Here is a 23,825-nt window from a genome sequence, read left to right as displayed (position 1 = left end):
CTCTTTTTTTTAACCAAGCCTCTATTTATGTGAAAAATATAGGCTAGGATTTTAATTAAGAAAAATTAATTTATTTCAATTTTTTCTTCACTGCTATTTCTTCGTAAACTTCTAAAATATCGCCTACTTCTATATCGTTGTATCCTTTAAGATTCAAACCACATTCGTAGCCTTTTGTAACCTCCTTCACATCATCTTTAAAACGTTTTAAAGATTCTAATTCTCCGTCGTATTTTACAATTCCATCTCTAAGAAGTCTAATTTTAGAATTTCTAGTTACTTTACCCGAAAGAACCATACAACCTGCAATTGTACCAACTTTAGAAATTTTGAAAGTTTCTCTAATTTCTACATTTCCTATTACTTGTTCTTTAATTTCTGGAGAAAGCATACCTTCCATCGCTTCTTTTACCTCATCTATAGCTGCATAGATTACAGAGTATGTTCTGATTTCTATTTCTTCTCTATCTGCTAATTCTTTTGCACTAACACCAGCCCTTACATTAAAGCCAATAACAATTGCATCTGAAGCCATTGCTAAGTTAATATCCGTTTCGGTAATTTGACCAACACCTTTATGTAAGATATTCACGCTGATTTCCTCAGTTGACAATCTCTGCAATTGGTCTGAAAGCGCCTCTACAGAACCATCCACGTCACCTTTAAGGATAATATTCAATTCTTTGAAATCTCCAAGAGCAATTCTTCTTCCTAACTCGTCTAAAGTAAGGTGTTTTTTGGTTCTTATCGTTTGCTCTCTTTGCAACTGTTCACGTTTGTTAGCGATAGTTTTAGCTTCTTTTTCATCTTCATAAACTTTGAATTTATCCCCAGCAGTTGGCGCTCCATCCAAACCAAGAACCGTAACCGGAATAGAAGGTCCCGCTTCTTTCATTTGTCGACCTCTTTCATCCAACATTGCCTTTACTTTACCATGATTTTTACCTGCTAAAAGATAATCTCCAACTTTTAAAGTACCTCCTTGAACCAATAACGTAGAAACATAACCTCTACCTTTATCTAGAGAAGCTTCTATCACTACACCACTTGCAGCTTTATTAGGATTAGCTTTCAATTCAAGCATTTCTGCCTGCAACAATACTTTTTCTAATAACAAATCTACATTATTACCAAATTTTGCAGAAATTTCTTGAGATTGTACATTACCTCCCCATTCTTCAACTAAAATATTCATTCCTGAAAGTTGTTGACGAATATTATCCGGATTGGCATTTGGTTTATCTACTTTGTTTATTGCAATAATCATTGGAACACCAGCTGCTTGAGCGTGAGCAATTGCTTCTTTGGTTTGAGGCATTACATCATCATCCGCAGCTACAACAATAATTACAATATCGGTAACTTGTGCACCTCTAGCTCTCATCGCAGTAAATGCTTCGTGACCAGGAGTATCTAAGAAAGTAATTCTTTGTCCACCTTCTAATTTCACATTATAAGCACCAATATGCTGAGTAATACCTCCACTTTCACCAGCAATTACATTTGTTTTTCTAATGTAATCTAACAACGATGTTTTACCGTGGTCTACGTGTCCCATTACGGTAACAATAGGAGCTCTAGGCAATAAATCTTCTGCAGAATCTTCTACCTCTTCTGCTGCTTCCGCTTCTAATTCTGCATCTGAGAATTCAATTTTATAACCAAATTCATCAGCAACCAAAGTAAGCGTATCTGCTTCTAAACGTTGGTTCATGGTAACCATTACACCAAGAGAGAAACATGCAGAGATTACTTCCGTAGCACTAACATCCATTAAAGATGCTAATTCTGAAACGGTAATAAATTCTGTAACCTTAAGAGTTCTGTCTGCTGCTTCTAATTCTTGCTGAAGCTCATCTTGCTCTCTTCGGAATACTCTTTTCTCTTTTCTATATTTTGCACCTTTAGACTTACCACCTTTACTGGTTAATTTTTCTAAAGTTTCTTTAATTTGATTTTTAATTTGCTCATCAGTAAGTTCTACAGGCATCACTTTATCCCTACCTCTTCCTTTCTGATTTTTACCACCTCTAGAACCTCCTTGTCCCTGACCTTGACCTTGTTGAGGACGATTATCTCTATTAAAAGGTTTTCTGTCTCCACCAGCACCACCTTGTTGGTTTGGTCTATTACCTCCACCATTGTTGTTATTTCCTTGCTGCTGATTTTGCCCTTGTCCTTGCCCTTGTTGAGGTTGCCCTGGATTAATTCTCTTTCTTTGTTTTTTCTTAGACTTATCAGATGGTTTTGAAGGTCTATTTTGAAACTGAGAAAGGTCTATTTTTTCTGTAGAAACAATTTTAGGACCATCAAGTTTTTGATATACTGTTTCAATTTTTTCAGGTCTATCAAATTCTACTTTCGTAATTTCCTTTGGTTCCTCTTTTTTAACTACAGGTTGAGGCTGAGGTTTTGGAGCTTCTGGCTTGTGCTCTTTTTTGAATTGTGGTTTTGGAGTTTCTTTCACCGGTTTTTCTTCTTTAACTGGAGGCTGAACTTTTGTTTTGGGTTCTAATTTAGAAAGATCAATCTTATCCAAAACTTTAAGCTCTGGCTTTTCTACTTCAGTTACAGGAGTTTGTTTTACCGGTTCTTCTTTCACTTCTTCTTTTACAACTTCCTTCACCTCTTTCACTTCTTCTACCGGAGCTGGCTTATTAGCATCCAAATCAATTTTTCCTAGCACTTTCGTTTCGTTTACGCTAGGTGCTTTAGCTCTTATGACCTCAGGTGTTTTTTTCTCTTCGAGTTCCAATTTTTCTTCCGGAACTTTATTGATAACCACCTCATGAGAAGCCTTTCTTTGCTCGCCGTCTTTGGCGAACTCAGCTTCCAATGCAGAATATGCCGCTTCTTCTAATTGAGCGTTAGGATTAGTCTCTACTTCGAAGCCTCTTGATTGTAAAAATTCTACCAATCTAGACATCGAAATATTGAATTCCTTTACCGCTTTGTTTAATCTAATTTTTGGCATTCTATTTTGTTATTTTCTTAAATGGCAATTTGCCTTTGTTAATTTTAATTTTAAAACCTTTATAATGATAAATAAAAATTAAGATTTTAATCTTCGAATTCTTCGCTTAAAATTCTTTTTACCTCTTCGATGGTTTCTTCTTCTAGGTCTGTCATATTCAACAAAGCTTCTGTGTCTTTATCTAAAACACTCTTAGCCGTTTCAAGACCTACTTTTTTAAACTCATCAATAATCCATCTTTCTATCTCATCATTAAATTCATCAAGCTCTACATCGTCATCAGCTTGTTTCTCTCTATAAACATCTATATCATAACCAGATAACCAAGACGCCAATCTAATATTTTGCCCTTGCTTACCAATTACTTTAGAAATTTCTTCCACAGGTGTATAAACCAAAGCGTAATTATCATCTTCGTTTATTTCAACTTTATTGATGGTTACATTTCCTAAAGATCTTCTTACTAAAATCTCAGGATTTTTAGACCATTGAATTACGTCTATGTTTTCGTTTTTCAACTCTCTTACTACACCATGAATTCTAGAACCTTTAACGCCCACACAAGCACCTACAGGATCTATTCTATCGTCATAAGCATCTACTGCTATCTTCGCTTTTTCGCCAGGAATCCTTACTACTTTTTTCAAGATAATAGTACCATCTTGAATTTCTGGAATTTCTAGTTCTAATAATTTTTCTAGGAATTTCGGAGCTGTTCTCGAAACAAAAATCTGAGGCTTAGAACCTTTAAAATCTACCGTTTCTATCACCGCTCTTACATTATCGCCTTTTCTAAAGAAATCTGAAGGAATTTGATTTTCTTTTGGTAAAATATATTCGTTTCCTTCGTCGTCTAATAGAATTACATGTTTGTGACGAATGTGATGCACCTCACCAACAGCCAATTCACCAATTCTGTCTTTAAATTGCTCATAAAGCATTGCGTTATTATGCTCTTGCAATTTGGTTGCCAAAATTTGTTTCAAAGTAAGGATACTTCTTCTTCCTAGTTGTGCAACAGGAATTTCCTGTGTATATTCTTCGCCCACCTCAAAGGTTGCGTCTATTTTCTTAGCTTCCGAAATTTCTATTTCCAAATCATCATCTTCAGACATTTCGTCTTCTACGATTCTTTTATTTAAAAATATCTGAAAATCTCCTTTATCAGGATTTACAATCACGTCGAAATGATCATCAGAATCGTATCTTTTTCTTAAAAGAGTTTTCAACGAATCTTCAATAATCGCCATTAAATCAATCTTACTGATTCCTTTTTCGTCTTTAAAATCTCCAAAGGATTCAATCAACGCTATATTGTCCATTTTATTTTTTTTATAAAGTTTCTAAAATTTAATTACTATCAATGCTTTTTTAATATCTTGATAAGGAATTTCCTTATCCTCTACCACATCTTCTTTGCCTTTCCCTACCAATTTTGGCCTTCTATAACGAAGAGTAAGTGTAACTTTTTCATCATCTACAGCTGTTATTTCACCTGTAATTTTCTCATCATCATTCATCAAAATTTCTACTTCTCTGCCAATATTCTTTTTATACTGACGAGGAAATTTCAACGGCTCACTTAACCCCGGACTCATCACTTGTAAAGAAAAATCGTGCTCTTCTCTATCTAAGTTAAATTCTATAGCTCTGCTAGCATCTAAACAATCTTGCAGACTAAGACTTACATCTCCATCTAGGATCAAAGTAATATCACTACCAGCAGAGATTTTTAAATCTACCAAGTACAAATCTTCTCTGGTCTCCAAAAACTCATGAACGAGTTGTTCTACTTTTGCTCTAAAATCCATAATTATCTGTATCTGAGCGCAAATAACTTGCACTTCTTCAATTGCGACTACGAAAAAAGGCTTTCTTGCGAAGGCCTTTTCATTTCTTTTCCGTTAATCTTGTGCAAATATAGGTCTTTTTTTGCAACCGTGCAAATATCTTACGTTTTCAATATCAGCTTTATAGGTTAAAAGTCTAAAGCCTAAAACTGAAAGTCCAAAAACAACAAATTAAAGTTTGCAACATAAAACAAACTCCTTATAAACAGTACAATAGCCTATGTAAACTTAAACCCAATTTTATGAAAATGATTTCTTTAATTTCATTAACTTTGCATTAAATCTTAAATTTAAAAAAATTGAATATATCAATTGTAGGAACAGGATATGTAGGTCTTGTTACCGGTACCACGCTCGCAGAACTAGGAAACACAGTATTTTGTGTTGATATTGACGAAAACAAAGTTGAAAGAATGAAACAAGGTATCGTACCAATTTACGAACCTGGTCTTGAAGAAATGTTTACAAGAAATATCCAAGCAAAAAGATTATTTTTCACTACAGATATTAAAGATGCTTTAGACCAATCAGATGTTATCTACTTGGCATTACCAACGCCTCCTGGCGGAGATGGAAGCGCAGATTTATCATTTGTACTAAGTGTAGCCAATCAAATTGGAGAGATGATGACCAATTATAAAGTAATTGTAAATAAATCTACCGTTCCTGTTGGTACCGCAGACAAAGTGAGAGAAGTTATTTCTTCTAAAACAAACATTCCTTTTGATGTGGTTTCTAATCCAGAATTTTTAAGAGAAGGTTTTGCCGTAAAAGACTCTATGAATCCTTCCAGAGTGGTAGTAGGCTCTAGCTCTGAGAAAGCGAGAGATGTAATGGCAAAAATCTACCAACCTTTTACCAATACAGGTGTTCCTATTATTTTTATGGACGAAAAATCTTCGGAACTTACCAAATATGCTGCCAATTCTTTTTTAGCTGTAAAAATTACTTTCATGAACGAAATTGCTAATTACTGCGAAAAAGTAGGCGCAGATGTGGACAAAGTAAGATTGGGAATGGGCAGCGACGACAGAATTGGGCACCGTTTTCTTTTCCCAGGCATTGGATTTGGCGGAAGCTGTTTCCCTAAAGATGTAAAAGCATTGATTAAATCTGGACAAGATGAAGATTTCAACTTCAAAATTTTAGAAGCTACCGAAGAAATCAACAAAAAACAAAAAGTAATCTTAGTTGATGAAATTGAAAAATATTTCGGAGGAAACCTCCAAGGCAAAAAAATTGCAATGTGGGGATTGGCTTTCAAAGCGAATACAGACGATATAAGAGAAGCTTCATCGTTAGATAATATTGAATTATTACTAGAAAAAGGCGCAAAAGTAACTGCTTTTGACACTATTGCTGAAGAAAATGTAAGAAAAATTTTAGGCGATAAAATTGATTACGCTAAAGATATGTATTCTGCATTAGAAGATGCTGATTGCCTACTTATTGTAACAGAATGGAGCGAATTTAAAAATCCTAACTTCGAGCTAATGGCAGAAAAACTGAAAAACAAAGCCATTTTTGACGGTAGAAACATGTTTTCTATGGATCAAGTAGAAGACACAGGATTTTATTACAAATCTATTGGTAGAAAAGTAATTAAGTGATAAAGTGAAATTTGGGGATATTTTGCTACATTATTCTATATTAGCGCCTTTAATTTCTCAAATAATTGGAGGAACACTTTCATTGATTAAAAAAATAAAATTTAGTATTAAAAGAATTTTATTTTTTAATATAGTATCATTTATAATTCTTTCAATTATATTTTTTTTAAACGAAGCCAATTACATCAAAGGGTGTTTAAATCCACTAATTGGCATCGTTGTATTAATTGTATTTTTGCTAATTCTATTATTAATTATTGCATTAGTCCAAATAATCATTTTTAAGAGTATCGCTTGGATAAAGAAAACAAAAAACTCCATCTAGCTATATTATAATCATAAAAATACAAGAAAAACAAATGAAAAACATCATCATAACAGGAGGAGCAGGTTTTATAGGCTCACACGTTGTAAGAGAATTTGTAAAAAACAATCCAGAATACAATATCATTAATTTGGACGCACTTACTTACGCGGGAAATCTTGAAAATTTAAAAGATATTGAAAACGAGCCCAATTATTTTTTTGAAAAAGCAGACATTACAAAACCTGAAGAACTCAAAAAAGTTTTTGAAAAACACCATCCTGATGCTGTAATTCATTTGGCAGCAGAATCTCATGTGGACAGAAGCATCACAGACCCAAATGCTTTTATCAACACCAATGTTTTTGGCACTGCAAATCTCTTGAATTTCTGTAAAGAATTTTGGACACTAAATCCAGACCATCAACATGGGAATTTCCCGGAAGGAAAAAGAGAAAACCTTTTCTACCACGTTTCTACAGACGAAGTTTACGGAGCTCTTGGCGAAACAGGATTCTTTACCGAAGAAACTTCTTACGACCCAAAATCTCCTTATTCTGCCAGCAAAGCTGCTTCAGACCATTTGGTTCGTTCTTATGGTAACACATACGGATTGCCTTTCGTTGTTTCGAATTGCTCTAACAATTACGGTCCGAATCATTTTCCTGAAAAGTTAATTCCGCTTTGTATCCATAATATCATCAACGAAAAACCGCTCCCAATTTATGGAGACGGAAAATATACCAGAGATTGGCTTTTTGTGGTAGATCACGCAAAAGCTATTCACAAAATCTTTCATGAAGCAAAAACTGGAGAAACCTATAACATTGGCGGTTGGAACGAATGGCAAAATATAGATTTGATAAAAGAGCTTATCAAACAAATGGATGCTAAACTAAGAAAACCAGCAGGTTATAGCGAAAAATTGATTACTTTCGTAAAAGATAGACCCGGACACGATAAACGTTATGCTATTGACGCAACAAAACTGAACAAAGATTTGGGATGGAAACCAAGTGTAACTTTTAAAGAAGGATTGGCTAAAACAATTGATTGGTTTTTAGAAAACGAAGAATGGCTTGAGAACATTACTTCTGGAGATTATCAGAAATATTATAATAAACAGTATAATTAATAATTGAGTATTTGAGTATTTGAGCATTTGATTTTTTTTAATTTTAGAATTTAATAATGGTTCCTTTTGTAAAATTTCATAAAGATTTAATTGTTTATCAAAAAGCATTTGCTTCTGCAATGGAAATATATCATTTTACAAAAAAATTCCCAAAAGAAGAAACCTACTCATTAACAGACCAAATTAGAAGATCATCTCGCTCTGTATGTGCAAACATTACTGAAGCATGGCGAAAAAGAAGATATGAAAAATCTTTTATCAGCAAACTAAATGATGCGGATGGAGAAGCAGCAGAAACACAAAATTGGTTAGATTTTGCTTGCGCTTGTAATTATATTGATAAAGAAACCTACTTAAACCTATATAAACAGTATGACGAAATTTTAAGTATTATTGTATCTATGACTAATAATTCAAAAAAATGGACTTTTTCAGAACAAAAACAAAATAACTCAAAAATTTAATAACTCAATAACTCAAAATGAAAGGAATTATCCTCGCGGGAGGCTCTGGAACCAGACTCTATCCATTAACAATTGCAGTGAGTAAACAATTAATGCCTGTTTATGACAAACCGATGATTTATTATCCTTTGTCTATTTTATTATTAGCTGGCATTAAAGAAATTTTAATTATTACAACGCCTCACGACCAAGAAGCCTTCAAAAAATTATTAGGAGACGGCTCTGCTATTGGTTGTAAGTTCGAATATAAAGTTCAACCTTCCCCAGATGGTTTGGCGCAAGCCTTTATTTTGGGAGAAGAATTTATTGGTGATGATTCTGTTGCTTTGGTTTTAGGAGACAATATTTTCTATGGAAATGGTTTACCTCAACTTTTAACAAGCAAAACCAATGTAAAAGGAGGATGTGTCTTTGCATACAATGTTTCAGACCCAGAAAGATATGGTGTGGTAGAATTTGATGAGAATTTCAAAGCATTATCCATTGAAGAAAAACCTCAAAACCCGAAATCTAATTTTGCAGTTCCAGGCTTATATTTTTATGACAATTCTGTGGTAGAAATTGCCAAAAACATGAAACCTTCACCAAGAGGAGAATTAGAAATTACAGATGTAAATAAAATTTATCTAGAAAAAGGCGAATTAGAAGTAGGCGTAATGTCTCGCGGTACTGCTTGGCTAGACACAGGCACTTTCGATTCTTTACACGAAGCTACAGAATTTGTAAAAGTTTTAGAAAAAAGACAAGGTTTCAAAATATCTTGCATTGAAGAAATTGCCTACAACAAAGGTTTCATCAATAAAGAACAACTTTTGCAAGCTGCCGAAAAATATGGAAAAAGTGGCTATGGAGAGTATCTGAAAAAACTTATTTAAACTCAGCTAAAATAGATTATTTATTTTAACTAAAAAATCCTTCGTTGTTACAGTCGAAGGATTTTTCATTTCCATTTTCAATTAATAATTCATAGTTTTTTGATACTTTTGTAATTACGTAAAAAAACACATGAATGAATCAACAAAATAATGAATGGACTAATGTTATAAAATCAGACCACTCCCTTTTCAAATTAAATCTAAAAGAAGTTTGGGAGTATAGAGATTTGGTTTATATGTTTGTGAAAAGAGATTTCGTCTCTGGGTTTAAGCAAACCATATTAGGCCCGCTTTGGTTTTTTATCAACCCTATTTTTACTACAATTGTTTTTTTAATTGTTTTTGGTAATATCGCAAAATTATCTACAGATGGTGCACCAAAAATTCTTTTCTATTTGGCGGGAGTTACACTGTGGAATTATTTTTCTAGTTCTTTGGGAGGCACGTCTAATGTTTTTGTAGGCAATGCCAACATTTTTGGCAAAGTGTATTTTCCCAGACTAGTAATGCCTATTACCATTGTTATTTCTAATTTAATGAAATTCGGAGTACAGTTTGTACTTTTCCTGCTTGTTTTTTTCTATTATTGGCATCTGGGCGAAGTTACCCCAAATTGGTGGGTACTTTTTACCCCCATATTTATTTTTATGATGTCTCTCTATGCGCTTGGACTTGGGATGATTTTCTCATCGTTAACCACCAAATACAGAGACCTTAGCATGTTGCTTAGTTTTGGAGTAAGCTTATACATGTATGCAACACCTGTAATCTATCCCACCTCTTTGCTATCTGCCAAGATACAACCATTTGCCAAATACAATCCTCTTACAGGCATATTTGAAGGTTTTAAATACGCTTGGATGGGCGTAGGAGAATTTAATCCTATTATGCTAATTTACAGCGCCGTAATTATATTGGCACTTTTAGCATTAGGAACCATTATATTTAATAAAGTAGAGAAAGGTTTTATGGATACGGTGTGATGGATGCTGAGTGTTGGATGATGGGTGTTGGAAGTTGGAAAGCGCAGTCTGGAACATATAAAAGAATTATAAATTAAAGAAAAAAGCATTGAATAAAAACATCGTTATAAAAGCCGAAAACATTTCTAAGCAATACCGCTTGGGACAAGTAGGTACGGGCACAATCTCGCACGACCTCAACCGTTTTTGGCACAAGATAAGAGGCAAAGAAGACCCTTATCTTAAAATTGGCGAAGCCAACGACAGAACTACCAAAGGAGACAGCGATTATGTATGGTCTCTGCAAGATATTAATTTTGAAATAGAACAAGGCGATGCAGTAGGCATTATCGGAAGAAATGGCGCAGGCAAATCTACCCTACTAAAACTATTGAGTCGTGTTACCAAACCTACCACAGGAAGCATCTATACCAAAGGCAGAATAGCTTCACTGCTAGAAGTAGGCACGGGTTTTCACCCGGAAATGACGGGTAGAGAAAACATTTTCTTAAACGGTGCTATACTTGGGATGACCAGAAAAGAAATTACCCGAAAATTTGATGAAATAGTAGATTTCTCAGGCGTAGAAAGATATATAGACACGCCCGTAAAAAGATACTCTTCTGGGATGTATGTGCGTCTAGCATTTGCAGTAGCAGCACATTTAGAATCTGAAATTTTAATAGTAGATGAAGTATTAGCAGTAGGAGATGCCGAATTTCAAAAAAAATGCCTTGGCAAAATGGGAGATGTCTCCAAAGGAGAAGGCAGAACCGTGCTTTTTGTGAGTCATAATATGGCGGCGGTGAAGACGTTGTGCAACAAAGGATTGTTATTAGAAAATGGTACTCTATCTAATTCGGGAGCAATTGAAGATGTAATAGATGTTTATCTTAGCTCTGAAAAGAAAAATGGAGTAAATTTTATAGATGAAATAACTTCTAAAAAAAATTATATTGAGATTAATGAATTGCTAATAAATAATAACACTAAAGGTCCAATTCAATTAAGTAAAGAGAATAATAGTTTAAAATTTGAAATAAAAGGAAATCTGAAAGAGAAAAAAACTTTAGCTTTTGAATTTAGACTTTTTGACAAAGATGAGATTCCACTTGCTTTTTATAGCCCCTTTCATTATTCAGGTAGTTCTCCAATGTTAGATGAAGGTCAATTTAATTTGAAATTTGAAATTGAGTTGCCAAAAGAAATCAATAAAGGAAGATATTATGGAAGTTTGTATCTTACAAATCCGGGTATAGAATATTATTTAAAGTTAGAAAACGTTATAGAAATTGAACATGAAGGCTATCCTACATTAACAGGACACGTTTTTGAATATAATAAAGGAGCAGGCTTTTTATTCTTAAAATAAGATGGAGAAAATATTAATTTTATATGGAACAGAAGAATTTAAGGGCTCTTTAAATAGATTAAAAAAAGAGGCTAACAACTTAAATATTTTTGATAAAACAATCATTTATACACCTCACGATTTGCCAATGCACATTAAAGCAAATCCTTTAATGAACTATAAAAAAGGAGGTGGTTATTGGATTTGGAAGCCATATATTATTTGGAAAACCCTTCAAGATTATCCTAATAGTATAGTTATTTATATTGATGCAGGATGCTCTATTTCTAAATCTGAGGAATGGTATCAGTATTTTAAATTGATTGAAAAGCATGACACTATTTTATTTCAGTATAGAAACAATTTCGATTATGGATGGAATAAAATGTGGCCTTCTGCAACTACTAAAATTGGCAATTGGACAAAATTAAATACTCAAAAATATTTTGACCAACTTATTAAAGATGAAAATTGGCATTCTTTTGATAAAATTATGGGAGGAATTATAATATGTAAAAATCCTAAAAACGAATTCATATCTCAGTGGTTAAATATTACACTTTTTAAATCCGAATTAATAGTAGATCCTATTGGTAATGAGATTGGCAACCAAAAAGAAGATTTTATAGAACATCGCCACGACCAGAGTATCATAACCCCTCTTGCTTATTATTATAATGACACTAATAATATCAAAATTTTATTAGAAACATCAGAATCCAAAATAGGAACACCAGCAATTCAAGCGAATAGATTGAAGACTTTGATAGAAGAACCCTTATTTAAAAAAGTCATCTATATTACAAAAAGAATACTTTATAAACTTAAAAAAAATTTATTTAATAATAAACCAAATGCCTAAACTCTCCATCATTACCATCAATTATAACAATTTAGAAGGTTTACAAAAAACTTTTGAGAGTGTTTTTGCGCAAACTTATCAAGAGATTGAGTACATTGTAATAGATGGTGGCTCTACAGATGGAAGCAAAGAGCTAATAGCGCAAAATAAAGATAAAATTACTTATTGGGTTTCTGAACCAGATAAAGGTATTTATAACGCTATGAACAAAGGTATAAAAGTGGCAAATGGCGAATACATTATTTTTATAAATAGTGGAGATACTTTTTTCAATGAGACTGTCGTAGATAAGCTTTTGAGTATAGATAACATTTACGATATTGTCTATGGAGATCATAATTTATTAAAAATAGATGGCTCTGAAACTGTAAAGCATTTTCCAAGTTTAATTACTATATCATATTTACTGTTAGATACAGTTCCTCATCTAGGCACAAGAATAAGAAAGAGTTTGTTTGATAATAACTTGTATGAAGAATCTCATAAAATTTCTTCTGATTGGACATGGTTTTTTGACGCCTTGCTTCAAAAGGTTTCTTTTTATCATTGCAATTTTATTGCGGTTAATTTTAGATTGGATGGTGTTAGCTTTATAAACCATAATTTAGGCATGGAAGAGAGGCTACTTCATTTAAAAAATAAACACCCTGATTATCTATTAATTTTGTCAAAATATTTAGAAAAAAACACTGAGGTGATTAATTTAAAAAAACAAATTGAAGAAATATATTCTTCAAGATGGATTAGGTTATTAAAAAAATTCAATTTAACGAAACTATAAATAAATGATTAGTATTCTAATTGCCAATTACAATAACGGTCACTTTTTTAAAGATTGTTATGATAGTTTATTAGCTCAAACAGAAAAAAAATGGGAGGCAATAGTAATAGACGATTGCTCTACAGATGGTTCAGTTGAAATTATAAAAAACTTAATTGCAGAAGATTCACGTTTCAGGTTTTTTAAAAATGAAGAAAATATAGGCTACCAAAAATCATTAATTAGAGGCATTGAATTGTCAGAATCTCCAATTTTTGCAAGATTAGACCCAGATGACGCTTTGAAACCAAAAGCAATTGAGCTAAGCTTGGAAGCTTTCAGCAACAATATTGAAATAGGCATGACTTATACAGGCTTCATTTTTTGTGATGAAAAGTTAAATGAACTCAAAGAACACCACTGCAAACAAATTGAAAGTTTAAATTCAGACTATTATGGTTTTCGTGGAGAAATATCACATTTTGCTTGCTTTAGAAAAGAAGTTTATAATAAAACAACAGGTATAGACACTTTTATTAAAAGAGCAGAAGACAAAGACATTTATATGAAAATGTGTGAAATTGCCGAAGTAAAATTAATAGATAATCCTCAATACTTATACAGAATACATTCTGGAGGTGTATCTAATAATAAGAATTCTGAGAAAGCTCTTTTCTGGCATTGGGTAGCTTTAATTAAAATGGCTGAAAGAAGAAATATAAACATTGAAGATTTATTTATAGAACACTATATACCCAAAAATAAATATCTACAATTAAAAGACAAACTCACTTCCCTCAAAAACTCCAGACTGTTAAAATTATTATATAAATTAGGACTTTTTAAAGCTTATAAATATTTATAAGTTCTGAAAAAATTCAATTATAATAAAAAGAAGCTTTCCCAAGTTGGGACGGAAAGAAACTATTCTGGTTTAGACTTTCCCAAGTTGGGACAGTAAGAAACTATTTTGGTTTAGGTTTTCCCAAGTTGGGACGAAGTAAAATTTGATTAGTAATCCCTATTGTTCCGTTATTATTGTACAAAATCTAAATAAATTAATTATTTTTGATTAAATATTAAACAATGCCTTTAATCTCCGTTATCGTCCCCTGCTATAACCAAGCACAATATTTAGACGAGTGTCTTCAATCTGTACTAGACCAAACTTACCAAGATTGGGAGTGTATTATTGTAAATGATGGCAGCCCAGACCATACCGAAGAGATTGCAAAAAAATGGGTGGGAAAAGACCCCCGTTTTAGATATATCTATAAAGAGAATGGAGGTTTGTCTTCTGCAAGAAATGCAGGGATAAAAATCTCCAAAGGAGAGTGGATTCTACCATTAGATGCAGATGACAAAATTGGCAACCAGTACCTAGAATTGGCAGAAAAGGAATTTGCGAAAAATCCTACAGTAATATATTGTAATGCAGAGTTCTTTGGTATTGAAAACAAACCATGGCTCCTTCCGAATTACACCCATCAACAAATTCTGACCGGAAATATTATATTTTGTTCAGGTTTTTTAAAAAAAGAAAATTGGGTTAAAGTTCTAGGATATGATGAAAATTTGAAGTATGGCAGAGAAGATTGGGATTTTTGGCTATCTATTTTAAATGAAAATAGTTTAGTAATAAAATTAGATTATGTTGGTTTTTTTTATCGCAGGAAAGAAAATTCTATGGATGATAAAATCAATCAAAATAGTAAATTATTAAATGAAGCAGAAAACTATATCTATAGAAAGCATCTCTCAAAATATTTAGATTGTAACGAGAATGCCATTAAAAATTATTCTATTTTGAAAAACAAATCTCTTAAATACGATGAAATTATTTTAAAAACACAGAAAAATAAATTATCAAAACTTCTATTTAAAATTATTGAAAGACTATAAAATGCTCTCCATCATCATTTCATCATACCAACCTCACTATTATCTGGCATTAGAAAAAAACATTGCCGCTACCATTGGTATTCCGTATGAAATGATAAAAATAGACAACCCTGGTAAAATGGGCATTTGTGAGGCATACAACAGAGGAGCAGAGAAGGCACAATACGATTATCTTCTTTTTTTACATGAAGACATTTTGTTTAAAACCCAAGACTGGGGCTCTATCATAACAGATTACCTAAAAGACGAAAAAACCGGCACAATAGGTCTGGCAGGAGCAGATTATATACCAGAAGTGCCTATTGGATGGTGGATGATAAAAAACCACTGTTACTCGCACATCACTCATGTAAATCTTATTGAAAATAAAAACCATCAATTTACGTTCTCTGCCGAAAACGGATTAAAAAAAGTGAAAATAATAGACGGCGTTTTTATGGCTTGTTCCAAAAATAATTGGGAAAAAATAAAATTTGACGAACGGTTACAAGGTTATCACGCTTATGACATTTCTTTTTCTATAAAATCTAATTCCTATTTTAACAATTATATTACCAACAAAATATCAATTCAGCATTTCTCACAAGGTAAACCTTCAAAAGAATGGCTAGAGTCTCTTATCCAAAATAGATTAAATAATAGAACCCACTATAAACAAAATCAGATAGATACAAAATTAGAATTTGAAATGTTTACCGAGTTTTCTAAACAACTTTGGCATTTAGACTTTTCTAAAAGAGAACAAACCTATTACCTTTTAAAATTTTTGAAACTTAAAAAACTTGGTTTTTTTAACACTCTAAAAGCTATAAAAAAAATCATTAATATCTTATTTTATTAATATGAATAAAAATGCACTTATAGGGAAAAGCGTACTTATAGTAGAACAAGGATTTCTGAGAGAAGAAGCCTTTGAATTCTTAAATGCACAAGGTATAAATGCTGATTTTCTGAAAATAGAGCCACATAAACCATTTGTAAAAAATAAAATACATAAATTACTAAATGTATTCAATAGATTGGTCTTAAAAAAAAATGATTACCTAGAAGAGGCTGCTTTTCAAGATAAAAATCGTCAATTTCTAAATCAGATTTACAATAAAATAAATAAAAAATATCACTATATATTATTTATAAGACATGATAATTTTAATGAAAATTTTGTAAAATATATTTGTAAATACGGCTCTGCGATCTATGGGTATCTTTGGGATAGTGTAAATGATGCGAAAGAAAAAAAACTCTTAAAAACCCGTCATTTTTTTAATAAAGTATATTGCTTTGACGAGGATAGTATTCATAAGTATCCTAATCTAAGAATGAACTATGCCACCAATTTTTTCTATCCTATACAAGAGATACAAGGCCAAATTACCCCACTTAAAAATCACGTTTTTTCTTATGTAGGGCAACTTGCCAACAGAAGAGACATTACCATAGATAATATCATTAGCAAGGTAAATCCTAATATTGATGTTTCATATAATATTAATATTGTAGTTCCACCAGATTTTGACAAAAAACAGCTCGTAAAAAATCCTAACTTCAAATACTTAGAACACGGAATTTCTTTACACGATTATCTTTTTATTACTGCAAAATCTAGTATTGTACTAGACATACAGATAATCTATCAGAAGGGATTTACTTTTAGAATTTTTGAGGCTACACATTACAAAAAAAAGATAATTACTACAAATCCTAAGGTAAAAGAATTAGAATTTTATCATCCAGATAATATTCTAATTTTTACAGAAAACACAAGTTCTGAAGAAATTACTATTTTTTTAACAAAACCGTATCATCTTATTGATGAAAACCTTATTAATAAATACAGACTAGATCATTGGTTAGAAAATAGACTTATCTCACATCAAAATGGATAAAATAAAAGTACTCTTCATATATCGTAATAAGAATATTGCAAAAAAATTTATAGAACATTTCACTATTAACAATTATGAGGTGTATGAATTTTATGGTAATAACATCCCAAAAACCAAGCTAAATTTTTGGCAAAAAACAGAAAACTATTTTCACAGAATTATTCTAAAAAACAAGAAACAAATCCATAAAATTGAAGAAAGAAACTTCAATAAGCATTCAAAACATGAACTCCTTCGCTTAAAAAAGAAAAATTTGAAATTTGATTTCTGTTTTGTAATAAGAGGAGATCTAGTACCTGAATTTGTAATTAAATATGCTCATTCTGTCTCAACCAAAAAGGTAGATTTTCAATTAGATGGGCTTTCTGTTTCTTCTAAAATTTTAGATTATCAGAAATATTTTGATCGCATTTTTGTATTTGATGAAAATGACATATCCCAATACCCTAATTACCCCCTAAAACATACTACTAATTGCTTCTTTGAAGACACTAGTAATAAGCATAAAGAAATAGATTTTCTATACATAGGAGTAAATACAGAAAAAAGAAAGCAAGATCTTTCTAGCATACATAGATTCTTAGAATCTTTGAACCATCAGTACAATTATCAATTTCTTCTTACCCAAAACCAATATAGAAAAGAAAACCCTATAGAAGGAATAACATTTTTTGAAAAACCTCTTTCTTATGAAGACTGCTTATCACTCTCTAGAAACGCACAATGTGTAATAGACCTCAAAAGACAAGAACACGATGGGCTTTCTCTTAGGTTTTTTGAAGCATTGGTTTATAAAAATAAGATTATTACTGATAATTTCTCAGTCAAAAAATATGACTTCTACCACCCTAATAATATTTACATTACAGATTTTAATAATTTTGATGGTTTAGAGAATTTTTTAAAACTGCCCTATCACAATTTGAACCACGAAATAACAGATAAATACAATTTCAAATATTGGATTAAAAACATTTTTGGTTAACACTAAAAACAATTTATTTAAAAATTTGTTTATAAAAAGGAGACATTTTAGCATATTTTAAAAATAATAGACCATCTCTTCTTTTGGTCATCCAAGGCTTGTCTTTTCCTACGTAATGGTAAATAAAAAACCAATTGCTTTTTTTGCTTATTCTGAATATTTCTTTTAATCTTTCTAAAAATAGCCTTTTGGTTGTGATTACAAAGGTCCTGGTCATGTTATACTTACTAGAAATTAGTTTTACTCCTCCATTATTAGATAAAACAGAATTTAAAATATCTTGATCCTGCAAAAAAGGCTCTTTAATATCCTCTAATGCTTCAAATAACTTCGTGGCAATATCTATTTCATTCATTTTCTTGATATTATACAACATAACGCCCGCATTAAAATATTGTAAAGGATCTGGCATTTTCAAAACATGAGTAAAATAATTCAAAGAAAATTTTTCATCATCCCCTTTCAAAACTTTATTTCTAATAAAAGGGCTAGAACAACATACTGCTAAAGTATCTTCAAAATCTAAACTTGCTAATTCTGAAATATCCGCATCTACAATTAAATCACTATCCAAATACAAAATTCTATCATAATGACTAAAAAGCTTTGGTATATAAAATCTGTAATAAGTACTAACAGACATATAAGAATTCAAAAAAAAATTACTCGTGTCAATATCTTTAAGGATAACAAATCTGATGCTAAAATTTGAATATTTTGAAATCTGCTTTTTTGCTATTTCTTTGTTTTTTTCGCTTATAAACTCGCTAAGTATATTAATTTCGTATCTACAGTTCTTATTCTGATTATGTAAGATAGAGGTTATTACAACATTTGCATACTTAAAATACGCATCATCACAAGTAAAAACAATTGGCAAAAAATCCATATCTTCTTTTTAACAAAATTACTATTTATAAAGTGGAAAAAAAAATATTAAAAAATAATCTTACTATATTTGCCTTTTACAAACACAATGTGGAAAATATATTATAAACTCAAAAATGCCATAGCTGTTTTGCAAGGTAAAGCTACTGTTACTTTCCCAAAAAAAAGAGAAAGTAGCTTTGTAAATATTCCATTCTCAAAAACAGAAATTGATTTTCTAAAAACGATAAAAATTGAATTCCTTTTTTCTGAATTCGGTGAAGAAAGAGTAAACGGTGGCGGCTCAGACTTTAATAACAAAGAATCTCGACTAGATCCTTCTCTAAAATCCCTGAAAAAATATTTCCCAAATGCAAAATATACCGTTTATTCTGATTTTGATTTAAAAATAGAAGGCGTAAACCTAATAAAAGTAACCTCTCCTGTTGCTAATCCTGAACACGAAAGATACGGCTATAGAACTGCAGATTATTTTAAATTTCTGTCTTTGATAGAATCAGATGCGGATTTTAAATGTGTTTTAGATTCTGACATGGAAATCGTTTCTAGCGACATTATTGCCCTGCTACATCTCACCAAAAAATTCGGTTTTTGCGTACCTTATAATGACAGGCAATTGCTAAGACAAGACATGATTTGGTCTAAAGATACTCAACCAATAGAAGACGAAAGTCTTGGCCTTGGCCATTCCTATAACCAAAGCCCAATGACCCTTTGGAAAAACGACGAAAGAGGAAATATCTTCTATAAAACCTGTGCAGAAATAATGAAAAAAGACCCTTCCAGAGCCTCTCTTGTAATGTGGAAATCTGCATGGGAAACGGGTACTTATCCTTACATTTTACCCAAACAATGGTGCCTCTGCGACGGAAACGAAGGCATTGGCGAAGAAGTGATTTTACATGTTGGGCATCATAAAATTAAAGAATACTATGAAAAATAAGATTTATTTTTTAATTCCTTTGTCCCAGATTTTTCTAGTATTATTTTCTTCGTATTTCTTTATAACGGAAACCAATGATAGCAAATCATACTATTCAATTGCTTCTAACCTGCCTATTATAACAGATAGTTTATTCCCAATTCTATACCCATCTTTTTTAAAGCTATTCTACTTTTTTGTGGGTGATTTTTTTGTAGCTTCTAAAGTAATAAATATCATTTGTATTCTCTTATTTTTTTTTATGACAAAAATGCATATTGCTGAATGGAAATCTCTTTGGCTACTCTCTCTATCTTGGCTTTTTTCATCAATATTTAGTTACTCTTGGTCAGAAATTTTGTTAATCCCACAACTCACTTTATTTTTTATACTACAAAGAAGATATTGGAATAATGAATTAATTAAAACTAATGTTTTTATTTTATTATATTCCGTACAACTATTTTCTCTTTTTTTAACAAAATACTCGATGCTATTTATTATCATTGGTACATTTGTTTTTGGATTATTAATATATTTACACACTAATCATAAAAAACATCTCATCCATATTTACTCTTCTATTATTGCATTTTTTTTCTGTGGTGCATATGTTTTTACTAATTACTATTTCACAAGTTATTTTGCCGGTAATAGAGAAGTATTAGGAGAAGCAAATACAAACATAAGATTAAGTTTATTTAATACTTTACAAGCATTCAATCCTTTTTTCAGTAATTTGTTTGGTAGAATGCCCTTTCTCTTAGTAAGTATTCTTTTTATTTTTTCTATAATATTATATTTTATAAGAGCTTCAAAAATGTTAAAAGAGAATAAACTTGAAAATATGTACTTTATTTTTCTTAGCTTTTTTTACTTAATTTCTTTATGGATAGTATATTTCTATACTAGAATAGATACTCTTAATATACGATTGTTATTTCCTTTTTGTTTTTTATTTTTTTTAGGATTAATTGCTAATGATTATAAGATAAAATATTTTAAATTATTTAAATATTTATTGATAATTATGTTTATATTACAAATAATTATTTCTTTTAATCGCATTAATCAATACTACTGATGATCATCGGGAACGGACTTATCGCTAATTTATTCAAAAATAATGACGAAGAGAAGGTAATTTTCTTTGCAAGTGGCGTTTCTAATTCTTTGGAAACAGATAAATCTGCTTTTCTGCGCGAAGAAAATTTAATAAGAAAAACACTAGAAGAAAATCCCGAAAAAGCATTTATCTATTTTTCTACTTGCAGCATTTATGACTCTTCTAAAAACGGAAGCGCTTATGTAAATCATAAATTGAGAATGGAACAAATTGTAGAAGAATTTGCACCTAAATTTTTAATTTTAAGAGTGAGCAACGCCGTTGGAAAAGGCGGAAACCCCAATCTTTTGATGAATTATCTTGTAAATGCCGTAATTCTGGAAAAAGAAATTAATATTCATACATTGGCAACTAGAAACTTAATTGATGCAGACGATGTTAAAAATATTACCTTAGAATTTTTAAAGAAAAACAATTTTAATAAAATTATTAATGTTGCCTATTTAGAAAACTTTTCAACAACTGAAATTATAGACATAATAGAAACACAACTCAATAAAAAGGCAAAAACTTCGTTAGTTAAAAGTGGACAAAGCTATCTTATTTCCATTCCGGAAGTGGAAGTTTATTTCCAAGAAAATAATTTAACCAACAAAGAAGATTATCTTTGTAGAATGTTAGACAGATATTATTCTTAAATGAAAATTACAATCATTGGACTGGGATATGTTGGCTTGCCTTTGGCAAGGTTACTAGCAACGAAATATGCTGTAGTAGGTTTCGACCATAGCAAAGAAAGAATTTCCGATTTAAAAAACGGCTTAGACAAAACGCTAGAAGTTTCTGAAGAGTTGTTAAAAACCGTTATTTCTTCGAAAAATCTAAAATCTGGGGAGAAAGGTCTTTATTTCACCACTGATTTTGAAGAAATTAAAGATTCTGACACTTATATTATCACCGTTCCAACTCCTGTAGACAAGAATAATAAACCAGATTTCACACCGTTATATTGCGCTAGCGAAACCGTGGGAAAAGCTCTAAAAAAAGATGATTTAGTAATATATGAATCCACTGTTTTTCCAGGTGCAACCGAAGAAGAATGCGTCCCTATTTTAGAGAAATTCTCTGGACTAAAATTCAATAAAGATTTTTTTGTAGGCTATTCTCCAGAAAGGATAAATCCGGGAGACAAAGAGCATACTGTAGAAAAAATTCTGAAAATTACTTCGGGCTCTACTCCTGAAACAGCAAAAAAAGTTAATCAACTTTACCAATCTGTAATTGAAGTAGGAACTCATCTTGCGCCTTCAATAAAAGTTGCTGAAGCCGCAAAAGTGATAGAAAATACTCAGAGAGATGTAAATATTGCTTTTGTAAACGAACTTTCTAAGATTTTCAATTTAATGGGCATCAATACACAAGATGTTTTGGAAGCCGCAGGTACAAAATGGAATTTTTTACATTTCAAACCAGGTTTAGTTGGCGGACATTGCACTGGAGTCGACCCATATTATCTGGCGCACAAAGCGATAGAATTTGATTATCATCCGGAAATTATTCTTGCAGGAAGAAGAATGAACGATTCTATGGGAAATTATGTTGCATCTCAAACCGTGAAACAATTGCTGAAAAAAGATTTCAAAGTAAAAGATTCTGAAATTTTGGTTCTTGGTTTTGCGTTCAAAGAAAATTGTACTGATTTTAGAAATACAAAAGTGATTGATATTGTTAAAAATTTACAAGAATTTGGCGCCAATGTTACCGTTTTTGATTCTTGGATTAACACAGAATCTGCCGAAAAAGAGTACAAAACAAAAGTAACAAAGTCTCTTCCTAATCAAAAATTTGAGGCAATAATTTTAGCCGTTCCACATACAGATATTTTAACAATAGAATTGTCTAATTTACTTGTAGAAAACGGAATTATCTTTGATGTAAAAGGCGTTCTGCCAAAGTCTGAAAATGTTTTCAGTCTTTAACTTCCAAATCTTTTTCTGAAAATTTTATATCCTAAATTCGTAGGTAAATTTTGTAAAAAATTCTTCTTTTTAAGTTCTCTAGAAAAAGTGGAATTGAAATAATCTGCAAAAGAAAATGACGCCATTTTTTTATAAGAACTGTAACTATACTTCCAAAGTTCTTCTTTTTTTTGCGCCTTCCAATTCATGAGTAAAGTCAAATCTTTATAATCAATTAAATAGCCTAAAATTTGTTTTTTGCGCTCAAGATTTTGTTCTTTTTGATAATATTTTTCAAATTCAGCGGCAATCGTAATCCAATTGTCAAAATGTTTCTTCTTGCGATTATGAATTACAGAATCTTGGTGAAGATAATAAATATAAGTATCGTCTTTTAAGAAATAAACCGAATTTAAAGCCAAAGCCGTTTCAAAACTTTGCAAAGAATCTTGGGCAAACAAGCCTTCTTTGAAATACAATTTTTTTTCTTTCAAAAAATCCAATAGAATAAGTTTATTCCAACTGGGAACCGGAAATTTCCCTTTAATAAAACTCTCAAAAATTTCTTTATTCCCAATAATTTTTTCTTTACTGTTTTGAAGTTTAAAAGCGTTGCTCTCTTTCTTAGTATCTAATTGTATTGTTTTTACATTACCACAAACCATTTCTACTTCTTCGTTTTCTGCAATTTCAGTCATTTTCGAGATACAATCTGGTGTAATTTCGTCGTCTGAATCTAGAAAGAAAATGTATTTTCCTTTTGCGTTATCAATTCCTACATTTCTCACTACAGAAAGTCCAGAATTCTTCTCATTTTTTAAAATTCTGAAATTAAAACCAGAATGCTCTTTAATGAAATCTTCAGCTAATTTCATACTATTATCATTCCCCAAATCATCTACCAAAAGTATTTCGATATTTTTATACGTTTGACAAATCACAGATTGTAAACAATTTATAATATAATTTTCACAATTATAAATAGGAATTGAAATGGTAACTAGAGGAGAATTCATTGATGTAAATTTTTTGTAAAACGTTTACTTTGAAGCAAAAATAGAATTATTTTGA

Annotated in this window: 22 protein-coding genes; 17 read left to right on the top strand and 5 right to left on the bottom strand. The window is 31.2% G+C overall.

The genetic code is table 11. From position 1 onward, the window contains the following. Nucleotides 1–70: 70 nt before the first annotated feature. The 3 genes from infB to rimP all read right to left on the bottom strand — a co-directional run bounded on the left by infB (nt 71) and on the right by rimP (nt 4,785). Nucleotides 71–2,974 (bottom strand): translation initiation factor IF-2, encoded by a 2,904-nt coding sequence (gene infB, locus QM746_RS03630; protein ID WP_374362156.1) that lies wholly within the window; start codon nt 2,972–2,974, stop codon nt 71–73. Nucleotides 2,975–3,060: 86 nt separating this feature from the next. Next, on the bottom strand, nt 3,061–4,296 hold the full coding sequence (nusA, locus tag QM746_RS03625; protein ID WP_414982977.1) for a transcription termination factor NusA: 1,236 nt from the start codon (nt 4,294–4,296) through the stop codon (nt 3,061–3,063). A 21-nt stretch (nt 4,297–4,317) separates the two neighbouring features. Beyond that, a complete protein-coding gene (gene rimP, locus QM746_RS03620) occupies nt 4,318–4,785 on the bottom strand; it encodes a ribosome assembly cofactor RimP (RefSeq protein WP_414982976.1) in 468 nt (155 codons plus the stop codon). Nucleotides 4,786–5,123: 338 nt separating this feature from the next. Here rimP and QM746_RS03615 point away from each other — a divergent pair, with 338 nt between their 5' ends. The 13 genes from QM746_RS03615 (at nt 5,124) to QM746_RS03555 (ending at nt 17,920) form a co-directional block, all read left to right on the top strand. Beyond that, on the top strand, nt 5,124–6,434 hold the full coding sequence (locus QM746_RS03615) for a UDP-glucose dehydrogenase family protein (protein ID WP_414982975.1): 1,311 nt from the start codon (nt 5,124–5,126) through the stop codon (nt 6,432–6,434). 359 nt (nt 6,435–6,793) lie between these two features. Continuing rightward, a complete protein-coding gene (gene rfbB / locus QM746_RS03610) occupies nt 6,794–7,873 on the top strand; it encodes a dTDP-glucose 4,6-dehydratase (RefSeq protein WP_414982974.1) in 1,080 nt (359 codons plus the stop codon). A gap of 56 nt (nt 7,874–7,929) precedes the next feature. After that, nucleotides 7,930–8,337, top strand: a complete 408-nt coding sequence (locus tag QM746_RS03605) for a four helix bundle protein (protein ID WP_414982973.1) — start codon at nt 7,930–7,932, stop codon at nt 8,335–8,337. A 17-nt stretch (nt 8,338–8,354) separates the two neighbouring features. Further along, nucleotides 8,355–9,212: a glucose-1-phosphate thymidylyltransferase RfbA gene (gene rfbA, locus QM746_RS03600; RefSeq protein ID WP_414982972.1), complete on the top strand. Its 858-nt coding sequence runs from the start codon at nt 8,355–8,357 to the stop codon at nt 9,210–9,212. 134 nt (nt 9,213–9,346) lie between these two features. Beyond that, nucleotides 9,347–10,195: an ABC transporter permease gene (locus QM746_RS03595; protein WP_414982971.1), complete on the top strand. Its 849-nt coding sequence runs from the start codon at nt 9,347–9,349 to the stop codon at nt 10,193–10,195. An 88-nt stretch (nt 10,196–10,283) separates the two neighbouring features. Continuing rightward, nucleotides 10,284–11,546, top strand: coding sequence for an ABC transporter ATP-binding protein (locus tag QM746_RS03590; protein WP_414982970.1), 1,263 nt, complete (start codon nt 10,284–10,286; stop codon nt 11,544–11,546). Nucleotide 11,547: 1 nt separating this feature from the next. Beyond that, entirely contained in the window at nt 11,548–12,387 is an 840-nt protein-coding gene (locus QM746_RS03585; RefSeq protein WP_414982969.1) for a hypothetical protein, read from the top strand. Beyond that, nucleotides 12,380–13,168 (top strand): glycosyltransferase family 2 protein, encoded by a 789-nt coding sequence (locus QM746_RS03580; RefSeq protein WP_414982968.1) that lies wholly within the window; start codon nt 12,380–12,382, stop codon nt 13,166–13,168. Before QM746_RS03585 ends, QM746_RS03580 begins: the two co-directional genes overlap by 8 nt. Before the next feature lie 4 nt (nt 13,169–13,172). Next, a complete protein-coding gene (locus tag QM746_RS03575; RefSeq protein WP_414982967.1) occupies nt 13,173–14,012 on the top strand; it encodes a glycosyltransferase family 2 protein in 840 nt (279 codons plus the stop codon). A 221-nt stretch (nt 14,013–14,233) separates the two neighbouring features. Next, the gene (locus tag QM746_RS03570) at nt 14,234–15,049 is read left to right on the top strand and encodes a glycosyltransferase family 2 protein (protein ID WP_414982966.1); all 816 of its coding nucleotides are present in this window, start codon (nt 14,234–14,236) and stop codon (nt 15,047–15,049) included. Further along, a complete protein-coding gene (locus QM746_RS03565; RefSeq protein ID WP_414982965.1) occupies nt 15,036–15,890 on the top strand; it encodes a glycosyltransferase in 855 nt (284 codons plus the stop codon). The genes QM746_RS03570 and QM746_RS03565 overlap by 14 nt, the downstream gene beginning before the upstream one ends. Before the next feature lies 1 nt (nt 15,891). Then, a complete protein-coding gene (locus QM746_RS03560; protein WP_414982964.1) occupies nt 15,892–16,935 on the top strand; it encodes a hypothetical protein in 1,044 nt (347 codons plus the stop codon). Continuing rightward, nucleotides 16,928–17,920: a hypothetical protein gene (locus tag QM746_RS03555; RefSeq protein ID WP_414982963.1), complete on the top strand. Its 993-nt coding sequence runs from the start codon at nt 16,928–16,930 to the stop codon at nt 17,918–17,920. The genes QM746_RS03560 and QM746_RS03555 overlap by 8 nt, the downstream gene beginning before the upstream one ends. A gap of 13 nt (nt 17,921–17,933) precedes the next feature. On the opposite strand, the gene QM746_RS03550 is transcribed toward QM746_RS03555, so the two are convergent. After that, nucleotides 17,934–18,809 carry a glycosyltransferase family 8 protein gene (locus tag QM746_RS03550; protein ID WP_414982962.1) on the bottom strand — a complete coding sequence of 292 codons (876 nt, stop codon included), beginning with the start codon at nt 18,807–18,809 and terminating at the stop codon, nt 17,934–17,936. A gap of 87 nt (nt 18,810–18,896) precedes the next feature. Between QM746_RS03550 and QM746_RS03545 the strand changes: the two genes are divergently transcribed. Genes QM746_RS03545 through QM746_RS03530 form a run of 4 tightly spaced genes read left to right on the top strand, consistent with a single transcriptional unit; the run spans nt 18,897 to nt 22,775 of the window. Further along, entirely contained in the window at nt 18,897–19,751 is an 855-nt protein-coding gene (locus QM746_RS03545; RefSeq protein WP_414982961.1) for a hypothetical protein, read from the top strand. Beyond that, on the top strand, nt 19,741–20,814 hold the full coding sequence (locus QM746_RS03540) for a hypothetical protein (RefSeq protein ID WP_414982960.1): 1,074 nt from the start codon (nt 19,741–19,743) through the stop codon (nt 20,812–20,814). Before QM746_RS03545 ends, QM746_RS03540 begins: the two co-directional genes overlap by 11 nt. Continuing rightward, a complete protein-coding gene (locus QM746_RS03535) occupies nt 20,814–21,494 on the top strand; it encodes an NAD-dependent epimerase/dehydratase family protein (RefSeq protein ID WP_414982959.1) in 681 nt (226 codons plus the stop codon). The genes QM746_RS03540 and QM746_RS03535 overlap by 1 nt, the downstream gene beginning before the upstream one ends. Further along, a complete protein-coding gene (locus tag QM746_RS03530) occupies nt 21,495–22,775 on the top strand; it encodes a nucleotide sugar dehydrogenase (RefSeq protein ID WP_414982958.1) in 1,281 nt (426 codons plus the stop codon). Here QM746_RS03530 and QM746_RS03525 read toward each other — a convergent pair. Continuing rightward, nucleotides 22,772–23,770 (bottom strand): glycosyltransferase family 2 protein, encoded by a 999-nt coding sequence (locus QM746_RS03525; RefSeq protein WP_414982957.1) that lies wholly within the window; start codon nt 23,768–23,770, stop codon nt 22,772–22,774. The genes QM746_RS03530 and QM746_RS03525 overlap by 4 nt on opposite strands. Nucleotides 23,771–23,825 lie beyond the last annotated feature (55 nt).

The organism is Cloacibacterium sp. (assembly GCF_047601505.1).
In the GTDB taxonomy this organism is placed as follows: Bacteria; Bacteroidota; Bacteroidia; order Flavobacteriales; family Weeksellaceae; genus Cloacibacterium.
Note: the sequence above shows the minus strand (reverse complement) of the source record. Positions and strands in the feature narration are given on the sequence as shown.

Bases quoted from the DNA above. Each gene is read 5' to 3' on its own strand.
- QM746_RS03585 (WP_414982969.1), top strand. From the start codon at position 11,548: ATGGAGAAAATATTAATTTTATATGGAACAGAAGAATTTAAGGGCTCT.
- QM746_RS03540 (WP_414982960.1), top strand. From the start codon at position 19,741: ATGAAAAATAAGATTTATTTTTTAATTCCTTTGTCCCAGATTTTTCTA.
- nusA (WP_414982977.1), bottom strand. From the start codon at position 4,296: ATGGACAATATAGCGTTGATTGAATCCTTTGGAGATTTTAAAGACGAA.
- QM746_RS03605 (WP_414982973.1), top strand. From the start codon at position 7,930: ATGGTTCCTTTTGTAAAATTTCATAAAGATTTAATTGTTTATCAAAAA.
- QM746_RS03555 (WP_414982963.1), top strand. From the start codon at position 16,928: ATGGATAAAATAAAAGTACTCTTCATATATCGTAATAAGAATATTGCA.
- QM746_RS03595 (WP_414982971.1), top strand. From the start codon at position 9,347: ATGAATCAACAAAATAATGAATGGACTAATGTTATAAAATCAGACCAC.
- QM746_RS03525 (WP_414982957.1), bottom strand. From the start codon at position 23,770: ATGAATTCTCCTCTAGTTACCATTTCAATTCCTATTTATAATTGTGAA.
- QM746_RS03535 (WP_414982959.1), top strand. From the start codon at position 20,814: ATGATCATCGGGAACGGACTTATCGCTAATTTATTCAAAAATAATGAC.
- QM746_RS03575 (WP_414982967.1), top strand. From the start codon at position 13,173: ATGATTAGTATTCTAATTGCCAATTACAATAACGGTCACTTTTTTAAA.
- QM746_RS03550 (WP_414982962.1), bottom strand. From the start codon at position 18,809: ATGGATTTTTTGCCAATTGTTTTTACTTGTGATGATGCGTATTTTAAG.
- rimP (WP_414982976.1), bottom strand. From the start codon at position 4,785: ATGGATTTTAGAGCAAAAGTAGAACAACTCGTTCATGAGTTTTTGGAG.
- QM746_RS03560 (WP_414982964.1), top strand. From the start codon at position 15,892: ATGAATAAAAATGCACTTATAGGGAAAAGCGTACTTATAGTAGAACAA.
- QM746_RS03580 (WP_414982968.1), top strand. From the start codon at position 12,380: ATGCCTAAACTCTCCATCATTACCATCAATTATAACAATTTAGAAGGT.
- rfbB (WP_414982974.1), top strand. From the start codon at position 6,794: ATGAAAAACATCATCATAACAGGAGGAGCAGGTTTTATAGGCTCACAC.
- infB (WP_374362156.1), bottom strand. From the start codon at position 2,974: ATGCCAAAAATTAGATTAAACAAAGCGGTAAAGGAATTCAATATTTCG.
- QM746_RS03545 (WP_414982961.1), top strand. From the start codon at position 18,897: ATGTGGAAAATATATTATAAACTCAAAAATGCCATAGCTGTTTTGCAA.
- rfbA (WP_414982972.1), top strand. From the start codon at position 8,355: ATGAAAGGAATTATCCTCGCGGGAGGCTCTGGAACCAGACTCTATCCA.
- QM746_RS03530 (WP_414982958.1), top strand. From the start codon at position 21,495: ATGAAAATTACAATCATTGGACTGGGATATGTTGGCTTGCCTTTGGCA.
- QM746_RS03570 (WP_414982966.1), top strand. From the start codon at position 14,234: ATGCCTTTAATCTCCGTTATCGTCCCCTGCTATAACCAAGCACAATAT.